Origin of the sequence: Microbacterium maritypicum (genome assembly GCF_041529975.1) — a bacterium.
Lineage (GTDB): Bacteria > Actinomycetota > Actinomycetes > Actinomycetales > Microbacteriaceae > Microbacterium.
In genome coordinates this window covers 1,198,254-1,216,420 of record NZ_CP168030.1, presented here as the reverse complement: position 1 = coordinate 1,216,420, position 18,167 = coordinate 1,198,254, and the positions used below count along the sequence as shown (strand labels likewise).

Sequence of the window (18,167 nt, the reverse complement as noted above, 5' to 3'; positions counted from 1 at the left end):
GGTGTCCGGCCGTGAATAAACACCTGGTCGATAGGGATGTCCGATCCCGGCGATAGCCTGGCAGCATGGCCACCCGAAAACCCGCTCCTCCAGCCTACGTCTGCACGGAATGCGGGTGGACCACCGCCAAGTGGGTCGGCCGCTGCGGCGAATGCCAGCAGTGGGGCACGGTTCAGGAGCAGGCAGCGCAGACCGGCATCCTCCGACGCGTCGGCCCCGTCGCTCCGACGGCGGATCGCGCGGCACGACCGATCACGCAGATCACGACGCAGGATGCTCCGCGGCGCTCGAGCGGCGTCGGGGAGTTCGACCGGGTGCTCGGCGGCGGCATCGTGCCCGGAGCCGCGATCCTGCTCAGCGGCGAGCCGGGAGTCGGCAAATCGACCCTGCTGCTCGAGGTCGCGGCCCAGGCGGCTCGCGGCGGTCGCCGTGTCCTGTACGCCAGTGCCGAGGAGTCGCCGGGCCAGGTGCGCCTGCGCGCCGAACGTACCGGCGCCCTGCACGACGAGCTGTACCTGGCGAGCGAGACCGACCTGGCGACCATCCTCGGCCACATCGACGAGGTCAAGCCGCAGCTCGTGATCGTCGACTCGGTGCAGACCGTCTCGTCGTCGCTGATCGACGGTGCCGCCGGGCAGCCGAGCCAGGTGCGCGAGGTCGCGGCGACACTGATCCGCATCGCGAAGGACCGCGATCTGCCGATCATCATCGTGGGCCACGTGACGAAAGACGGCCAGGTCGCCGGCCCCCGCGTGCTCGAGCACCTGGTCGACGTGGTGTGCCATTTCGAGGGCGACCGGCAGACGTCGCTGCGCTTCATCCGCGCGCTAAAGAACCGCTTCGGTCCGACCGACGAGGTCGGCTGCTTCGAGATGACGGGCGACGGAATTGCCGAAGTCCCCGACCCTTCTGGGCTCTTCCTCTCGCAGGGTGCCACCGAGCCGGGAACCTGCGTCGCGATCTCCCTCGAGGGGCGCCGCGCGCTTCCCGTCGAGGTGCAAGCACTCACGGTGCCCAGCAACGCTCCGAATCCCCGCCGCATCGTGCACGGGGTCGACTCGTCGCGCGTGGCGATGGTGCTGGCGATCCTCGAACGGCGCGCGAACATCAAGACAAGCACGCTCGACGTCTACGTGTCGACCGTGGGCGGCGTGCGCTTCACCGAACCGGCCGCCGACCTCGCCATCGCCATCGCCGTGGCCGGCTCCATCCAGCAGTTCTCGGTGCCGCGCACGGTCGCCGCCGTCGGTGAGCTCAGCCTCGCGGGTGAGATCCGTCCGGTCACCCAAGCGGCGCAACGTCGATCCGAGGCCGCTCGTCTCGGTTACGAGCAGGTCGTCGACGACCGATCGAAGACCCTCCGCGCCGCGCTCGGCGATGTCCGCGCCCGCAACACGTCACGCCGTTCCGATCGCGACGTTCCGCCGTTCTGATAGACCCCGGCGGGTCGCTGCAGCCCCCGAGGGTCTCGGCTCTCAGGCGTCGAGCGCCTTGAGCAGCTCGACCGGGTCCGCCTGCATCGGATGCGGGCCCGCGATGTCGAGGAACACGGTCGTGATCGGATGCGCCGCCAGGAAGCTCCGGAGCCAGTCTGACGTGTAGATGCCCACGCCGGGCGGGAGGTTGGCGGGCTTGTTCTTCGCGTCACTGAACAACAGCAGCGCGAGGTCACCGGTGTTCGCGTCACGGTAGGTCCATACCTCTCCGCTGTCGAGCGGATTGTCGCGGGCTCCCGGCTTGATCAGCGGCACGACCGTGGTGCCGTTACGGAGGGCGAGGGCGACCGCTGCGACGTCCTGCTTCTCGAGCGCCAGGGCCAGAGCCTCCGAACGGAAGTCCTCGGGGGCGGGCTTCTTCTTCCCGGGTTTCGCCTTCTTCGCTGCCATGCATCCAGCTTATGCAGACGGCGAGGCGCCGCGCGCGGAATCGACAGCGGAGATGTAAGGGGCCCTCTCGAGTCCTCCATTGGGGACTGGGGTACTCGAGAGGGCCCTCGGACTCTCGGTGCGGCGATGTCGAAGCGCTGGGGACGCTGTAGTTCGACGCCACTGGGGATGGCATGTTGCCGCATGATGCGGAGAGTCACCTCAATGGTATCCCAAAGATCCGCGCCTGTCTGCCTCAGACAGCCGAGGATGCCAAGGTCGCGCCTTTCCGCATGGGAAGCCGCTCAACGCGACGCATTTCGAAGGCGCTGCGGCGCGATCACTTCGAAGTGCGAACAGCGAACTCGAACGACGGGTCAGTACAGGAGGATCTGCGTGGTCGTGAGGCTCGTGAATCCGCCGATGGAAACCTCGACGTGGTACGAGGCTCCCCCGCCGGGAGCGCGCTGACGGTTCTCCTGGTCGCAGGTCTCGACGCTCGAGCGGGTGCGATCCCAGGTCACCGGGTCTTTGCTGGTGACGGTCGTGCCGGCGGTGAGCGTCGCGATCATGCTGCTCGGGTTCTCCTGGCAGTCCGTCGACCGCCACCAGACGTCGGCGCCGCTGGAGATCGTGAAGACCTGCGTCGTCGAGCCGACATCGAGCGTGCAGTCCTTCGTGCCCTTGTTGGTCAAGGAGATGGAGAGCTTCGGCAGGACACCCGCGGCATAGGTCTCCGCATCCGTGACCGCCGAGACCTCGACGTCTTTCGCCTCGCAGGCGACGATCGCCGGCGTCTGCTCGGACGAAGGGCTCGGCGACGGCGACTCGGCGTCGGTCGTCGGGGTCGTGGTGGGTGTCTGCGACGACGAGGATGTCGGCTTCGGAGAGGCATCCGCGGCTGCCCAGGGCTTCGCGATCAGGAGCCAGATCCCGATGCCGATCGCGGCGACGAGCAGGATGAGCCCGATCACCACGACCAGTCGCCGACGACGATAGACGGCAGCGGAAGGACGGGGCATGGTTCCAGGTTAAGCGATCGTGCCCGTGCAGCCTGGGAGGCCGCGGCGGCGGTCTGCCGTGCGTCCTCAGAGCACCTTGAGCATGCGCGTGTTGCCGAGCGTGTTCGGCTTGACGTGCGCGAGATCGAGGAACTCCTCGACACCCGCGTCACCGCTGCGCAGCAGCTGGGAGTACACGTCGGGGTCGACAACCTGCTCGCCGATGGGAGTGAAGCCGCGGCGGCTGAAGAACTCGACCTCGAACGTGAGGCAGAACAGGCGCGACAGCCCGAGCGTGCGCGCGTTCTCCTCGAGACGATCGACGATGGCCCGGCCGACGCCGTGGTGCAGCCAGTCATCCTGCACGAGCAGGGTGCGCACCTCGCCGAGATCTTCCCAGAACACGTGCAGCGCGCCGCAGCCGATCAGCACACCGTCGGCCTCGGCGACGACGAACTCCTGCACCGCGCCGTAGAGCACCGCCAGATCCTTGCCGAGCAGGATGCGCTGCTCCACGAGGGGCTGCAGCAGGTTGCGGATGCCGACGATGTCGGCGCTGCGGGCCGGTCGGACGATGTACTCACTCACGGGACAAGCCTAGAACCCACGACCCGTCGCCGCCTGTGCCGGACACAGGAAAGGGGCGGATGCCGCAGCATCCGCCCCTTTCGTGATTCAGCCTTCGTGATTCAGCCGGAGGTCACTCCCCGCTGGCGACCGCCAGGTCGGGAGTGCCGGCGATCGCGCCGCCGCCGGTGTTGGCACCGACCGCGACCTTCTCGCCGCGCGGGCCGTGCTCGAACAGGAACTCCCCGTCCTTCGCGTCGACCTTCACGTGGTCACCCGAGTTGAGCTCACCGTGCAGGATCTTCTCCGACAGACGGTCCTCGACCTCGTGCTGCATCGCGCGACGCAGCGGTCGGGCGCCGAGCGCCGGGTCGAAGCCGATCTCGATGAGACGCTCCTTGGCGGCCTGCGACAGCTCGATCGTCATGTCGCGGTCCAGCAGACGCTCGCCGAGGCGCTTGGCGAACAGATCGACGATCTGCACCAGCTCGGTCTTGGACAGCTGCGGGAACACGATGATGTCGTCGACACGGTTGAGGAACTCGGGCTTGAAGTGCCGCTTGAGCTCTTCGTTCACCTTGCCCTTCATCCGGTCGTAGCTGGTCGAGTCGTTGCCCTCGATCTGGAAGCCGACAGGACCGCCCGCGATGTCACGTGCACCGAGGTTGGTGGTCATGATGATGACCGTGTTCTTGAAGTCCACGATCCGACCCTGGCCGTCGGTGAGCCGACCCTCTTCGAGGATCTGCAGCAGCGAGTTGAAGATGTCGGGGTGGGCCTTCTCGATCTCGTCGAAGAGCACCACGCTGAACGGCTTGCGGCGCACCTTCTCGGTGAGCTGGCCACCCTCTTCGAATCCGACGAATCCGGGAGGGGCACCGAACAGACGCGAGACCGTGTGCTTCTCACCGAACTCGCTCATGTCGAGCGAGATGAGAGCCGCCTCGTCGTCGAACAGGAACTCGGCGAGAGCCTTGGCGAGCTCGGTCTTTCCGACACCCGTGGGGCCGGCGAAGATGAACGAGCCCGAGGGGCGCTTCGGGTCCTTGAGACCGGCACGCTGGCGACGGATCGTCTTGGAGAGGGCGGCGATCGCCTCTTCCTGACCGACGACGCGCTGGTGCAGAGCCTTCTCCATGAAGACGAGTCGGCTGGACTCCTCTTCCGTGAGCTTGAATACGGGGATGCCGGTGGCCTGTGCGAGCACCTCGGCGATCAGACCCTCGTCGACGACCGCGGAGGTCGCGACGTCGCCCGCACGCCACTGCTTCTCGAGACGCAGACGCTCGGCGAGGAGGCTCTTCTCCTCGTCGCGGAGGGATGCGGCCTTCTCGAAGTCCTGCTCCTCGGAGGCGACTTCCTTCTGCTCGCGCACCGTGGCGATCTTCTCGTCGAACTCACGCAGCTCGGGCGGGCTCGACAGGATCGACAGCCGCAGGCGTGCGCCGGCCTCGTCGATCAGGTCGATGGCCTTGTCCGGAAGGAAGCGGTCGGAGACGTAGCGGTCGGCGAGGTTCGCCGCGGCCACGATGGCACCGTCTGTGATCTGCACCTTGTGGTGCGCCTCGTAGCGGTCGCGCAGCCCCTTGAGGATGTTGATGGTGTGCGGCAGCGTCGGCTCGTTGACCTGCACCGGCTGGAAGCGGCGCTCGAGCGCCGCATCCTTCTCGAAGTGCTTGCGGTACTCGTCGAGCGTGGTGGCGCCGATGGTCTGGAGCTCACCACGAGCGAGCAGCGGCTTCAGGATGCTGGCCGCGTCGATCGCGCCCTCGGCGGCACCCGCACCCACGAGGGTGTGGATCTCGTCGATGAAGACGATGATGTCGCCGCGCGTGCGGATCTCCTTGGTGACCTTCTTCAGGCGCTCCTCGAAGTCACCGCGGTAGCGGGAACCGGCGATGAGGGAGCCGAGGTCGAGCGAGTAGAGCTGCTTGTCCTTCAGCGTCTCGGGCACATCGCCCTTGACGATCGCCTGGGCCAGACCCTCGACGACGGCGGTCTTGCCGACGCCGGGCTCGCCGATCAGGACGGGGTTGTTCTTGGAGCGGCGGGAGAGGATCTGCATGACCCGCTCCGCCTCCTTCTCGCGCCCGATCACCGGGTCGAGCTTGTTGTCGCGCGCGGCCTGGGTGAGGTTGCGACCGAACTGGTCGAGCACCGCGGAACCACCCTGGGTGCCGGCAGGCGAGTCGTTGGTCTGCGCACCGACGGATGCCGGCTCGCGGCCAGGGGCTCCGGAGAGCAGCTGGATGACCTGCTGGCGGACCTTGTTGAGGTCGGCGCCGAGCTTGACGAGCACCTGGGCGGCGACGCCCTCGCCCTCACGGATGAGGCCGAGCAGGATGTGCTCGGTGCCGATGTAGTTGTGGCCGAGCTGCAGGGCCTCGCGGAGGCTGAGCTCGAGCACCTTCTTGGCGCGCGGCGTGAACGGGATGTGCCCGGTCGGCTGCTGCTGACCCTGGCCGATGATGTCCTGCACCTGCTCGCGCACGGCGTCGAGGGAGATGCCGAGGCTCTCGAGGGCCTTGGCGGCGACGCCTTCACCCTCGTGGATGAGGCCGAGCAGGATGTGCTCGGTCCCGATGTAGTTGTGGTTGAGCATCTTCGCCTCTTCTTGGGCGAGGACGACCACTCGACGGGCTCGGTCCGTGAATCTCTCGAACATGCTGTGACTCCTTATTCGCACGGGGCGAAGACGCGTGAAGCGCTTGTACATCGAGAGTAACCACCACATCGGGCACGTATGCCCGTGTTCGCCGTGGGCATACCGGGGCTTGACCGTGTTATCGACAGTCGTTATGTTAACGACAGTCGATAACAACCGAACTCAAGGAGGCAGCGATGCGCACCAGAGAAGGACGCCCCTCACTCGTCGACGGGATCGCCCTCGGACTCATCGCCACCGGCGCCGTCAGCGTCGGGATCGGCGCGATCGTCGCCGTGACCTCGGCCGCATCCGAGATCTTCGGCACCGCGCCGACCGTGTCGATGCCCGTGCACGACGTCGACCTGACCGCGCTGGACGGAGTCTCCGGCGTGAGCGCGGCGACGGTCGACACCGCGCTGGTCACGGTTCCGGCGATGCCTTCGGGGGCCCGCTGGATGCTGCTCCTCGAGACGCTGCTCCCGGCCCTCGCGACCGTGGCGCTGTGCGCCGGCGTCTGGTGGCTCGGTGTCTCCCTCATCCGCTCACGGCCCTTCCGCGCATCGCTCGGCTGGATGTTCGCGGTCGCCGCAATCCTGATGATCGCCGGCTCGTTGTTCGGACAGTTCGCCGGCGGCGTCGGCCGGGCCATGATCGTGCAGGACCTCGCCACCACCGATCCGCAGGTCGAGGACGTGCTGTGGACGCTCCTCGTGCAGTTCGACCTCGCACCCGTGGGCTGGGCGTTCGCCCTCGCCCTCGTCGCCGGTCTGTTCGAGATCGGCCGAAGACTGCAGCGCGACACGGAAGGACTCGTCTGATGACCACGACGAACACGACCACCAGAGCCACCCGATCCGAGACGGCGGATGCCATCACCGTGATCCTCTACGCCGCCGCGGCGCTGGTCACGGTCGCGTTCGCCACGATCCTGCGCGTCGCGCGCACGTTCCGCGAGACCGGAATCGCCTGGACGATCCCGATCGACCAGCAGCCGATCTCGACGACGACCGACTCGGGCGCCATCTCGATCGAAGGGTTCGCCGACGAGGCGATGATCATCGCGAGCGGCGTGGACACGGTGTCGATCGTCGCGATCGTCGCCGCCATCGCGCTGTGGGCTCTCGCGGCGCTCCTCGTCATCGCGAGCGTGACCCTGGTCGCCTGGAACTTCCTGCGCGGCCGCTTCTTCGTCCGCGCGAACGTGTGGGCGTTCAACGCGATCGGCTGGACGCTCGTGGCAGCGCCGATCCTGATCGTGATGCTGGAGACGATGGGGCGCAACGGCGTGACGAGCGCTCTCGGTCTCGGCGACGGTGAGCCCGTACATCTGGTCGAGTTCTGGACGATCGCGCCGTTCTTCGCCACCGGGGTGACCGTCGGCCTGGTCGCCGTCGCATTCCGCCGCGGCATCCGCCTCCAGCACGAGAAGGCGGCGCTCGAGAAGGAGACGGAGGGACTCGTCTGATGCTCACATTCGGATCTGACGAACTCGGACAGTCCCTGCTCTACATCGGGATCGGGCTCGCGGTGATCGCCCTGATCGTGGCGGTCGTCGTATGGAACAGTCGCCGCCGTGGGAGCCGCACCGTCGCCCTCGATGCCGCCCTCACCCTCTCCGCGTGGTGGATCCTGCTCTCCGCCGTGGGCGCAGTGATCGTCATCGCGAAAGCGTTCACCGTCGACTGGGCCGAGCTCCACGGCGAGACGAACGTCTGGGTGGCATGGCCGGCGGACCTTCCGTGCTCCGAATTCGGCGACAGCGCGACGACCATGCTCACCTGCAGCGGGTCGTCGCTCGCGGATTTCACGGTCGGGAACGCGCCCCTCGGGCTCCGCCTCCTCGCCGCAGCGGCCCAGCTGAGCACCCTCGCCCTGACGACCATGCCCGCCGTGATCCTCGCGGTCATCTGCTTCCACACCCTGCGCGGACGCGTGTTCTCGCGCACGGTCACGCGGGCTCTCGTGGGCGGCGCGATCGCCGTCCTCGTGTTCGGCGTCGCCGCCGACCTGCTGGGCGGGATCGCTGCGACCGCCGGGCTGCGCGAGGTGTTCCCGCCCGACAGCGAGTGGTACCCCTCGGCCTACCAGCTCACCGTCACCCCGCTCCCGTTCGGAGCCGCGCTCGCGCTCGTCGCCCTCGCCGCCGTCTTCCGCCAGGGCATGCGTCTAGAGCAGGACAGGGCTCGCCTGCAGCAGGAGACCGAGCGCCTGCAGAAGGACACGGAGGGACTGGTGTGACCCCGGCCGAGAGCGACGACGAGTTCACCGGCATCCACTGCCGGCTCGACGAGCTGCTCGCCGAGCGCGGGATGACCCTGACCGAACTCAGCGCCACGGTGGGGGTGAGCATCGTGAACCTGTCGGTGCTGAAGAACGACCGCGCCCGCGCCATCCGGTACTCCACGCTGCGCGCGATCTGCGAGGCGCTCGACTGCGAGGTGGGTGAGCTGCTGGTGCTGGCTCCGCGCTGACGCAGGCAGACGTCTGCGTGGACGAGTATGCTCATCTGCATGCGAACCACCCTGAACCTCTCTGAAGCCCTCGCGGCCGAGGCGAAGGCGCGCGCAGCCGCGGAGGGCCGGACCTTCACGAGCTTCATCGAAGAGGCTCTGCGGGAGCACTTAGCGAAGCTCGAACCCGCGGCGCCCGTCGAGCCCCTGCCGACCTTCGGCAACCCGCGCACCTCACGATTCCTCGTCGACATCGACGACCGCGACGCGCTGTGGGAAGCACTGGAAGAGACTCCGATCCGGTGATCGTTCCCGACGTCAACATCCTCGTCTACGCGTTCCGTGCCGACTCCGCGGAACATCAGACCTACGCCCCATGGCTGAACGAGGTGCTCACCCTCGAACCGATCGGCGTCTCGGACACGATCCTGAGTGGGTTCGTCCGCATCGTCACCCATCCTCGGATCACCACGGCCCCGGCACCGATCGACGCGGCGATGGCCTTCACCCGCAGCCTCGTCGCCGCCCCGCGCACACAGTGGCTCACGGCAGGGGCACCGGCCTGGAACCGGCTCGACGATCTCGCCGCAAGCGATCAGGGCATCCGCGGGAACCTCGTCCCCGACGCATACATCGCCGCGCTCACTCTGGCGAACGGCGCACGTCTCGCCACCCGCGACCGCGGCTTCGCCCGATTCCCCGACCTGAAATGGTTCGATCCGGCGACGGACGCGCGAGCCCGCGGCGGCAGCTGAGCGAACAGCGTCATCGTTCGTCATATCCGCCCAGGGAATTCCCAGGCGGTCATAGCGTTGGGCCTCAGGGCGCGCACTCGGCGCGCCGTGATCCTGGAGTCCCCACCCTCATGAGCACCACCGCACGCGCCCAGAAGGCGCCTGACACCCGCGGGCCGGTCCGGAAGCTGCTGACCTCGTTCGGCTTCCAGATCCTCGCAGCCCTCGTCCTCGGCATCGCCGCCGGTCTGATCGGCCGCCAGCTCGGAGCCACGGCGGAGAACCCCAACGGTCTGTCGGCCACCCTCGACACCATCGGCAACTCGTATGTGACGCTGCTGCGCGCCGCTGTCGTCCCGCTGATCTTCACGGCCATCGTCGCCAGCATCTCGAACCTGCGTCGCGTGCAGAACGCCGCACGCCTGGCCGGCCAGACGATCCTGTGGTTCGCGATCACCGCCTTCATCGCGGTCATCATCGGCATCGTGCTGGGTCTCGTGATCCAGCCGGGCAACCGCGCCGGCGAGGGCCTCGAGACCGGCGAGCCGTACACCGTGGGTACCTGGTGGAACTTCCTGCTGGGCCTGATCCCGCAGAACTTCCTCGGCCTGACGGTCAACACCTCGCCCGGCGCAGCCGACGGCACGTTCTCGTCGAGCGTGGGCTTCAACATCCTCCAGGTCATCGTGGTCGCGGCCGTCATCGGCATCGCGGCACTCAAGGCCGGCAAGAAAGCCGAGCCCTTCCTCGTCTTCACCGAGTCGCTGCTGAAGGTCATCCAGCGCGTGCTGTGGTGGATCATCCGCATCGCCCCGCTCGGCACCTTCGGCCTCATCGGCTCGGCCGTGATCAAGTACGGCTGGGAGAAGCTCGCCTCGCTCGGCTGGTTCGCGGCCGCCGTCTACATCGGCCTCGCGCTCGTGCTGTTCGTCGTGTACCCGATCCTGGTGCGCACGCACGGCCTGTCGATCAAGCAGTACTTCTCGGGCGTCTGGCCCGCCGTGCAGCTGGCGTTCGTCAGCCGCTCCTCGATCGGCACGCTGCCCCTCACCGAGCGCGTCACCGAGCGCAACCTCGGCGTCCCGCGCTCCTACGCGTCGTTCGCCGTGCCGCTGGGGGCGACCACCAAGATGGACGGCTGCGCCGCGATCTACCCGGCCATCGCCGCGATCTTCGTGGCCCAGTTCTTCGGCATCGAGCTGAACTTCGTGCAGTACCTGCTGATCGTGATCGTCTCGGTCGTCGGCTCGGCGGCCACCGCCGGCACCACCGGCGCGGTCGTCATGCTCACGCTGACGCTGTCGACCCTGGGCCTGCCGCTCGAGGGCGTCGGACTGCTGCTCGCGATCGACCCGATCCTCGACATGGGCCGCACCGCGGTCAACGTCGCGGGCCAGGCGCTGATCCCGACCATCGTCGCCAAGCGCGAGGGCATCCTGAACGAGGAGCTCTACAACGCGCCGCGCGAGGGCCTGCCCTTCGCCGACGACTCCGGCGACGACGACGCTCCCGAAGCGGATGCCACCTCCGACAAGGAGCCGGTCGGCGCACGCTGACCCCACTCCCGCCTCGCACAGAGCGCCCCGCCCCTTCTCGGGACGGGGCGCTCTCGCGTCTCAGGTCAGGCCCGGCTCTGCTGACGGGTGGCGCCGCGGGTGTCGAGCGCGAGCTCCTCGGCATCCATCGCGGCGATCAGCTCGCGCATGACCTCTTCGTCGAGGTTCCCGGCATCACGCTCGGCGAGGAGGATCTCGCGCCGCACCTGCAGCCATCCCCGGGACAGGGCGACGAGGTCTTCGTAGGACGGGCGGCTCGCGGCATCCTCCACCTTCTGGGCCTCGTCGGTGTCCTTCTCGACCCGCGTCATGCGCTTCGTGAACGCGTCGAACACATCGAGGTCGACCTCGCCGTACTTCGCCTCCCACTCGACGCGCCTCTCGGCGAGGAACTTCTTCCCGGCCTCGCGGCTCTTCGCCCGCACTTCGGCGAGCGCCGCTTCGTCTTCCTTCTCATCGGCGTCGCTGGCGATCCCGAGGCTCCGGATGAGCAGCGGCAGCGTGAGCCCCTGCAGCAGCAGCGTGCCGACGGTGACGATGAAGGCGACCACGACGATGGCGTGCGAGGCTTCGGCGTCGAGCGTCGCGAGGTCGGCGGCGGCCACCGCGATCGCGAGGGTGACCACGCCGCGCATGCCCGCCCAGGAGATGACGGCGCTGTCCTTCCAAGTGAGCTTGAGCCCCGCCATCCGGTCGCGCACGATCTGGCTGCGAAGCTCGTCGGCCGTGTAGTCCCCCCAGCGCCGGGACTTGCGGTGCCGCTTCTCGAACTCGCCGCTCTGCACACCCCGGTCCCACCGTTCGAGCTTCCGGCGGTCCTGGAAGTTCGCCCAGGCACTCGTCGGGTAGATGTAGAGCGGCCGCACGACCAGGACGACCAGCAGCACGGCACCGGAGAGCAGGAGGATGTGTCCGACCGACTCGCTGCCGAGATCGCGGAGCACGCGCGGGAACTGCAGCCCGATGTAGGCGAACACGAAGCTCTCCAGCAGCAGGTCGGCCGAGAGCCAGAGCGGCTTCTCCTGCTGACGGGTCGTGTAGTCGGTGCGCGGGGAGTTGTAGCCGACGTAGAGGCCCATCGCGACGACGGCGAGAACCCCGGAGCCCAGCAGATGCTCGGCGATCGCATAGGCGCCGAACGGAGCGAGGAGCCCGAACGTGCCGATCACGACCGCATCGCTGATGCGCATCCGCAGCTGGTGCAGGACGATCCCGAACACGAGGCCGATGCCGACCCCGATCGCGACGGCCAGCAGGAACTGCCCGATCCCACCCCAGACCGAGACCGTGGCGCCGGCGAGGATCGCCGCGAACACCCGGTACAGCGTGAGCGAGGTGGCGTCGTTGATGAGGCTCTCGCCGGAGAGGACGGTCATGATCCGGCGGGGCAGACCGAGTCGGCGACCGATCGCCGCGGCGGACACCGCATCGGGCGGGGCGACGATCGCACCGAGCAGCAGCGCGCCGGGGAGGGTGAGCGCGGGGAAGATCCACCAGGCCACGAATCCGACAGCGAGGGCGGTGATCAGCACGAGCCAGATCCCGAGCCTGCGGATCTGCGGCAGGCTGCGCTTGAACCCGACGAACGAGACGTCGAGCGCGGCCGAGTACAGCAGCGGCGGCAGCACCAGGCTGAGGAGCAGGTGCCCGTCGATGTCGATGTCGGGGACGAACGGGAGGAAGGAGACGGCGAGCGCCACGACCGTCACCAGCAGCGGCGCCGGCCACCCTCGTGAGCGTGCGAACGCCGCCACCGCGACCGAGCCGACGAGGACGTAGAAGATGCCTGCTTCCATGAGGGAAGCGTATCGCCGCCCTGCATGGCTTCCCGGCGCTCAGGAGCGGCGGGAGGTGGGCCTTTCCCGATCAGAGGCGGACGCGGAATCGTCGGCGAGGGATTCGCGCAGGTCGGCGTTCTCGTCCTGCAGCTCGAGCACCCGGGCGATCCCGACGATGTTGAGGCCGTCGTCTCGCAACTGCGCCGCGCGCCGAAGCCGGTCGATGTCGTCGTCGCTGTAGCGCCGGGTGCCTCCCTCGCTGCGCGCCGGCAGGAGCAGACCCTTACTTTCGAACAACCGGAGCGTCGCCTCGGGAAGGTCGACGAGCTGAGCTGCCACGGCGATGCCGTAGAGCGGTGTGCGTGAGTCGCGGTGCGTCATCCTGAAAAGTCCCTCAGCTCGGGTTGCGAGTTCTCCGAAGTTGTTCTATAAAAAATCTATAGCACGAGATGCAGATAACCTGCATCGAATCACCGCCCAACTGGGCCGCACGAAAGGAGACACCCCATGGCACTCACCTTCGATCCCTTCAGTCAGCTCGATCGCTTCGCCGCGAGCGTGCTGGACTCCGTTCGCGCACCCCGGCTGATGCCGGTGGACCTGTACCGCGACGGCGACCGGTACATCCTGCACGCCGACCTGCCGGGAGTCGATCCCGGATCGATCGACGTCGACCTCGACGGCGGCCAGCTGACCCTCCGGGCGCAGCGCACGGCCGACAGTCGAGAAGGCGTGCGCTGGCTCGCCCGCGAGCGCGGTGCCGGCTCATTCCTGCGACAGTTCTCGCTCGGCGAGGGCGTCGACCTCGACGGCATCAGCGCCTCGTACGACAGCGGCGTGCTCTCGGTGATCATCCCCGTGAGCGAACGCGCCAAGCCGCGCAAGATCACCGTGGAGTCGACCGAGCAGCGCCAGGCCATCGACGCCTGACCCACCGGGGGTGGCGCCGCGCGCGCCACCCCCGCCACGCCGGTCGCGGCCTGATCGGGGAATGCCGGAGAGCGGCGGCGGGTTGTCCCTCGGGATGAATGACGTCGCCCTCTCCGTCCTCGACCTCGTCCCGGTGCGCACCGGCCAGACCAGTGCCGAGGCCATCGCCGCCTCCCTGTCCCTCGCCGAGATCGCCGATCGGCTCGGCTACCGCCGGTACTGGTTCGCCGAGCACCACAACATGCCGTCGGTGGCATCCACCACTCCCCCGGTGCTGATCGCGGCGGCAGCCACCCGCACCTCCCGCATGCGCCTGGGCTCCGGCGGCGTGATGCTGCCCAACCACGCCCCGCTCATCGTCGCCGAGCAGTTCGCGGCGCTCGAGGCCATCGCCCCAGGACGCATCGACCTGGGTCTCGGCCGCGCCCCCGGCAGTGACCCCGTCATCACGCAGCTGCTGCGCGGCTCGGGCACCACGAGCGACGTCGAGCAGTTCCCCCGCCACGTGCAGGACATCGCGGCGCTGCTCTCCGCCGAGGGCGCCGCGCTGCGGTTCACCTCGGGCGGCGAGTACACCGTGCGCGCGACACCCGCCGCGACCGGCACCCCCGAGGTGTGGCTGCTCGGGTCGAGCGACTACTCGGCGCAGCTGGCCGCCTCGCACGGTCTGCCCTACGTCTTCGCGAACCACTTCTCGGGCCAGGGCCTCGAGCGCGCGCTCGACCTGTATCGCACCGGCTACCGTCCGAGCGAGGAGCACCCGGAGCCGCGCACCTTCCTCACGGTCAACGCGGTCGCCGCACCCACGCAGGAGGAGGCGGAGTCGCGCGCCCTCCCGCAGCTGCGCATGATGGCGCGACTGCGCCTGAATCAGCCGCTCGCCGCTCTCGAGACCGTCGAGCAGGCGGCCGCGGCCGAGACCGACGCTGCGACCGACGAGGTCGTACAGGCCGCCCGCTCGCGGTGGTTCGTCGGCACGGGCGAGAGCGTGGCCGCGGAGATCAGCGCCTTCGCCGAACGATACGGTGTCGACGAGGTCATGCTGTCGCCGGTCGCCGGCGCCTACGATGCCGAACCGAACGACGCACCGACCGGTCGCGCACAGACGCTCGAGCTCATCGCCGCCGCGCGCTGAGCTCCTGTCAAGCCCTGGCTTTCCCGCCGGTACAGGCGTAGCGTCACGAACAGTGCCGTCGACAGGGGCGCGGACCCTTCGGCGATCGCACTGTCGACAGCAGCAGAAGGAGTTCGATGATGAGCACCACCAAGACTCTCGCCCTCTGGGTCGCCTATGGCCGCAACGGCGTCGTCGGCAGCATCCGCCACGATGACGCCGGTTACACGGTGACGATGGTCGGCTCCGACGAGGCGACCGGGACGTACCCGAACCTCGCTTCGGCCAAGGGCTCCCTGCATTCCCATATGGCTCCGGGCAGCGACTGGCCCCGCTTCCAGGAGCACTGAACCACGGCATCCGCCTGACCGTGCTGGGCGGTCGGGCGGGTGACGTCAGACGTCGGGCTCGCCGGAGAGGATGCCGCGCAACCAGTCGCGCGCCTCGATGAAGATGTCGTCGGAGTAGCGCTCGGGGTAGTGCACGATCTGCCGGTCGGCGCGCGGATACGAGCCGAGGAACACGACCCGAGGGCTGAATCGCCGGATGCCGAGCAGCGCGTCGGCCATGCGCTCGTGCTCGATGTGCCCGTCGGCGTCGATGACGAACCGGTAGCGGCCGAGCTCGTCGCCGATCGGCCGCGACTCGATGAGCGACAGGTTGATGCCGCGGGTCGAGAACTGCTCGAGCATCTCGAGGAGCGAACCGGGGTGGTCGTGCGGGAGCTCGACGATGAGCGAGGTCTTGTCCGCCCCGGTCGGCTCGGGCGAACGGGTCGTGCGGGTGACGAGGACGAAGCGAGTCACGGCCTGGGCGTTGTCGCCGATGCCCTCCGCGAGCACGTCGACGTCGTAGTGGTTCACGATGCCGGGTGCCGCGATGGCCGCCTGCGCGGGCAGCGTGCCGTCGAGGACGCCGATCGCGGATGCGACGTTGCTCGATGCGGGCACGTGCGAGTGCGAGGGGAGATGGGCGCCGAGCCAGCCGTGGCACTGGGCGTACGCGACCGGATGCGCCGCGATCACCTCGACCTGGTCGAGCGTGGTCCCCCGCGGCGCGACGAGCACGAAGTTCACCCGCACCAGGTATTCGCCGATGATGCGGAGGCCGGGGAGCGTCGCGAGGGCGTCCTGCGTGGTGGAGACGCCGCCCTCGATCGAGTTCTCGATCGCGATCATCGCGGCGTCGCTGCGGCCCTCGAGCACGTCGGCCAGAGCTTCGCCCACGTTGTGCACGGAGCGCCACTGCTGACCTCGGGCTTCGGCCACCTGTTCCAGCGCCGCCTCCGTGAAGGTTCCCGCAGGGCCCAGATAGCTGTAGGTACGGCGTTCAGTCACGGGTTTCACCTTATCCCCCAGCTGACAGACCGATATGCGGATGACTTCGCGGATGCGATCCTGCCGATCAGGGGGCAGACTGAAGAGATGACCAGCCGTGCCGGCCTCCCCGCGGAGGAAAGTGACCTGATCGACGTCGACGAGCTGATCGCCGCCTACTACGACCGCGCACCGAACCCCGACGTCGCCGCCGAGCGGGTCGTGTTCGGCACCAGCGGCCACCGTGGGTCGTCGCTGTCGAACAGCTTCAACGAGAACCACATCCTCGCCACGACGCAGGCGATCGTGGACTACCGGGCCACCCAGGGCATCGCCGGTCCGCTGTTCCTCGGTCGCGACACGCATGCGCTGTCGCTGCCGGCCGAGCGCAGCGCGATCGAGGTGCTGCTCGCCAACGGCGTGGACGTGCGCGTCGACTCGCGCGACTCGTGGGTGCCGACGCCGGCGCTCAGCCACGCGATCCTCACGTACAACCGCGGCCGCGCGGCGGACGACCCGGGCCGCGCCGACGGCATCGTCGTGACCCCGTCGCACAACCCGCCGCGTGACGGCGGCTTCAAGTACAACCCGCCGCACGGCGGACCCGCCGACACCGATGCCACCGGCTGGATCGCCGACCGGGCGAACGCGCTGATCGCCGCGGGGCTCGAGGGCGTCAAGCTCGTGCGCTTCGCCGACGTCGACTGGGACGGGCTCAACGGCTACGACTTCCGCGACGCCTACGTGCGCGACCTGCCCTCGATCATCGACATCGACGCGATCCGCAACGCCGGGGTCAGCATCGGCGCCGACCCCCTGGGCGGAGCATCCGTCGAGTACTGGTCGCTGATCGCCGAGATGCACGATCTCGACCTCACCGTCGTGAATCCCGAGGTCGATCCGACCTGGCGCTTCATGACCCTGGACTGGGATGAGAAGATCCGGATGGACCCGTCGTCGCCCTCCGCGATGGCCTCGCTGGTCGCGAAGAAGGGCTCCTACGACGTCCTCACCGGCAACGACGCGGATGCCGACCGGCACGGCATCGTCACCCCGGATGCCGGGCTGATGAACCCGAACCACTACCTGGCTGTCGCGATCGACTACCTGTTCTCGCACCGGCAGGACTGGCCGCGGGATGCCGCGATCGGCAAGACGCTCGTGTCGTCGATGATCATCGACCGCGTCGCCGAGTCACTCGGCCGGCGGTTGCTGGAAGTGCCCGTCGGATTCAAGTGGTTCGTGCCCGGTCTGCTCGACGGCTCGGTCGCGTTCGGCGGCGAGGAGTCGGCCGGCGCATCCTTCCTCCGTCGCGACGGCTCGGTCTGGTCGACCGACAAGGACGGCATCCTGCTGTGCCTGCTGGCCGCCGAGATCATCGCCGTCACCGGCAAGACGCCGTCGGAGCGGTACAGCGAGCTGGAGGCTGCCTTCGGCGCATCCGCCTATCAGCGCGTCGACGCACCGGCGACGCCCGAACAGAAGGCGACGCTCGCGAAGCTCGCTCCCGAGGCCGTGACGGCGACGACTCTCGCCGGTGAGGACATCTCGGCGAAGCTCTCGCACGCACCGGGCAACGGCGCGGCGATCGGTGGCCTCAAGGTGCAGACCGAGCACGCCTGGTTCGCCGCCCGGCCGTCGGGCACCGAAGACGTCTACAAGCTGTACGCCGAGAGTCTGCGCGGCCCGGAGCACCTCGCCGAGGTGCAGGCCGAGGCGCGCGCCGTGGTTTCGGCTGCGCTCGAGGGCTGAGGCAACCGCCACCAAAACGGGTATGTCCCCCAGAAGGGGGACATACTTTTCTCACCTTTACCCGTATCGTCAGTAATGTTTTACACATCACTCACGATAGGGAGAGGCCATCACTATGGAAACGAAGAAGCAGATTCGACTGGGGCTGATCGGAACGTTCAGCGCGATAGCACTGGTCGCGCTCACCGCGCTGCCCGCCGCCGCGATGACGACGTACTACGGCCCGCACGACTGTTACTGGCCCATGCACGCGTATGTGGAAGGCTCCGCTACGAACACCGTGACGCTGAAGATCACCGGGACGGCGCGAACGGGAACCAAGTCCGGAACCTGGGGCAACGGCGCCGTCGCCACCCGCCGCTACGTGAACAGCCCCAACGAGGATCAGCAGAGCGGATCAGCGTACACGAGCGCCTCCCGTTGGGTATATCAAGGCTACGACTGCAGCTACTGAGGT

20 protein-coding genes are annotated in these 18,167 nt (G+C 68.4%); 13 read left to right on the top strand and 7 right to left on the bottom strand.

What is annotated here, in order from left to right; all coding sequences use genetic code 11:
• The first annotated feature begins 65 nt into the window (after positions 1 to 65).
• Positions 66 to 1,433, top strand: a complete 1,368-nt coding sequence (radA, locus tag ACCO44_RS05805; protein ID WP_105711931.1) for a DNA repair protein RadA — start codon at positions 66 to 68, stop codon at positions 1,431 to 1,433.
• A gap of 42 nt (positions 1,434 to 1,475) precedes the next feature.
• Here radA and ACCO44_RS05800 read toward each other — a convergent pair whose 3' ends face one another.
• The 4 genes from ACCO44_RS05800 to ACCO44_RS05785 form a co-directional block, all read right to left on the bottom strand.
• Positions 1,476 to 1,886, bottom strand: a complete 411-nt coding sequence (locus ACCO44_RS05800; RefSeq protein WP_029262442.1) for a hypothetical protein — start codon at positions 1,884 to 1,886, stop codon at positions 1,476 to 1,478.
• Positions 1,887 to 2,242: 356 nt separating this feature from the next.
• Complete coding sequence (locus ACCO44_RS05795) at positions 2,243 to 2,887, bottom strand: hypothetical protein (RefSeq protein WP_029262443.1); 645 nt, start codon at positions 2,885 to 2,887, stop codon at positions 2,243 to 2,245.
• A 66-nt stretch (positions 2,888 to 2,953) separates the two neighbouring features.
• Positions 2,954 to 3,454, bottom strand: a complete 501-nt coding sequence (locus tag ACCO44_RS05790; RefSeq protein ID WP_029262444.1) for an amino-acid N-acetyltransferase — start codon at positions 3,452 to 3,454, stop codon at positions 2,954 to 2,956.
• A 112-nt stretch (positions 3,455 to 3,566) separates the two neighbouring features.
• Positions 3,567 to 6,098, bottom strand: a complete 2,532-nt coding sequence (locus ACCO44_RS05785; protein WP_029262445.1) for an ATP-dependent Clp protease ATP-binding subunit — start codon at positions 6,096 to 6,098, stop codon at positions 3,567 to 3,569.
• 176 nt (positions 6,099 to 6,274) lie between these two features.
• Between ACCO44_RS05785 and ACCO44_RS05780 the strand changes: the two genes are divergently transcribed.
• The 7 genes from ACCO44_RS05780 (at position 6,275) to ACCO44_RS05750 (ending at position 10,820) form a co-directional block, all read left to right on the top strand.
• A complete protein-coding gene (locus tag ACCO44_RS05780) occupies positions 6,275 to 6,898 on the top strand; it encodes a hypothetical protein (RefSeq protein ID WP_105711933.1) in 624 nt (207 codons plus the stop codon).
• The gene (locus ACCO44_RS05775) at positions 6,898 to 7,545 is read left to right on the top strand and encodes a hypothetical protein (RefSeq protein WP_372468860.1); all 648 of its coding nucleotides are present in this window, start codon (positions 6,898 to 6,900) and stop codon (positions 7,543 to 7,545) included. Before ACCO44_RS05780 ends, ACCO44_RS05775 begins: the two co-directional genes overlap by 1 nt.
• A complete protein-coding gene (locus ACCO44_RS05770; protein WP_372468859.1) occupies positions 7,545 to 8,318 on the top strand; it encodes a hypothetical protein in 774 nt (257 codons plus the stop codon). Before ACCO44_RS05775 ends, ACCO44_RS05770 begins: the two co-directional genes overlap by 1 nt.
• Entirely contained in the window at positions 8,315 to 8,551 is a 237-nt protein-coding gene (locus ACCO44_RS05765; RefSeq protein WP_262001553.1) for a helix-turn-helix transcriptional regulator, read from the top strand. The genes ACCO44_RS05770 and ACCO44_RS05765 overlap by 4 nt, the downstream gene beginning before the upstream one ends.
• Before the next feature lie 39 nt (positions 8,552 to 8,590).
• Positions 8,591 to 8,836, top strand: coding sequence for a CopG family transcriptional regulator (locus ACCO44_RS05760; protein ID WP_372468857.1), 246 nt, complete (start codon positions 8,591 to 8,593; stop codon positions 8,834 to 8,836).
• The gene (locus ACCO44_RS05755) at positions 8,833 to 9,285 is read left to right on the top strand and encodes a TA system VapC family ribonuclease toxin (RefSeq protein ID WP_372468856.1); all 453 of its coding nucleotides are present in this window, start codon (positions 8,833 to 8,835) and stop codon (positions 9,283 to 9,285) included. The genes ACCO44_RS05760 and ACCO44_RS05755 overlap by 4 nt, the downstream gene beginning before the upstream one ends.
• A gap of 110 nt (positions 9,286 to 9,395) precedes the next feature.
• Entirely contained in the window at positions 9,396 to 10,820 is a 1,425-nt protein-coding gene (locus tag ACCO44_RS05750) for a dicarboxylate/amino acid:cation symporter (RefSeq protein ID WP_372468855.1), read from the top strand.
• 65 nt (positions 10,821 to 10,885) lie between these two features.
• On the opposite strand, the gene ACCO44_RS05745 is transcribed toward ACCO44_RS05750, so the two are convergent.
• Positions 10,886 to 12,616: a cation:proton antiporter gene (locus ACCO44_RS05745; protein WP_372468853.1), complete on the bottom strand. Its 1,731-nt coding sequence runs from the start codon at positions 12,614 to 12,616 to the stop codon at positions 10,886 to 10,888.
• A gap of 39 nt (positions 12,617 to 12,655) precedes the next feature.
• On the bottom strand, positions 12,656 to 12,979 hold the full coding sequence (locus ACCO44_RS05740; RefSeq protein WP_372468852.1) for a MerR family transcriptional regulator: 324 nt from the start codon (positions 12,977 to 12,979) through the stop codon (positions 12,656 to 12,658).
• A 126-nt stretch (positions 12,980 to 13,105) separates the two neighbouring features.
• On the opposite strand from ACCO44_RS05740, the gene ACCO44_RS05735 reads away from it, so the two are divergent.
• The 3 genes from ACCO44_RS05735 (at position 13,106) to ACCO44_RS05725 (ending at position 14,992) form a co-directional block, all read left to right on the top strand.
• Positions 13,106 to 13,528, top strand: a complete 423-nt coding sequence (locus ACCO44_RS05735; protein WP_029262455.1) for an Hsp20/alpha crystallin family protein — start codon at positions 13,106 to 13,108, stop codon at positions 13,526 to 13,528.
• A gap of 94 nt (positions 13,529 to 13,622) precedes the next feature.
• Complete coding sequence (locus ACCO44_RS05730) at positions 13,623 to 14,663, top strand: LLM class flavin-dependent oxidoreductase (protein ID WP_372468850.1); 1,041 nt, start codon at positions 13,623 to 13,625, stop codon at positions 14,661 to 14,663.
• Between the two features lie 119 nt (positions 14,664 to 14,782).
• Positions 14,783 to 14,992, top strand: coding sequence for a methyltransferase (locus tag ACCO44_RS05725; RefSeq protein WP_262001556.1), 210 nt, complete (start codon positions 14,783 to 14,785; stop codon positions 14,990 to 14,992).
• A 45-nt stretch (positions 14,993 to 15,037) separates the two neighbouring features.
• Here the strand turns inward: ACCO44_RS05725 and pheA are convergent, their stop codons facing one another.
• Entirely contained in the window at positions 15,038 to 15,988 is a 951-nt protein-coding gene (gene pheA / locus ACCO44_RS05720) for a prephenate dehydratase (RefSeq protein WP_029262458.1), read from the bottom strand.
• Positions 15,989 to 16,066: 78 nt separating this feature from the next.
• Here pheA and pgm point away from each other — a divergent pair, with 78 nt between their 5' ends.
• Both pgm and ACCO44_RS05710 read left to right on the top strand, forming a co-directional pair.
• Complete coding sequence (gene pgm, locus ACCO44_RS05715; protein ID WP_372468848.1) at positions 16,067 to 17,710, top strand: phosphoglucomutase (alpha-D-glucose-1,6-bisphosphate-dependent); 1,644 nt, start codon at positions 16,067 to 16,069, stop codon at positions 17,708 to 17,710.
• Between the two features lie 115 nt (positions 17,711 to 17,825).
• Entirely contained in the window at positions 17,826 to 18,164 is a 339-nt protein-coding gene (locus ACCO44_RS05710) for a hypothetical protein (RefSeq protein WP_105711939.1), read from the top strand.
• The last annotated feature ends 3 nt before the right edge of the window (positions 18,165 to 18,167 follow it).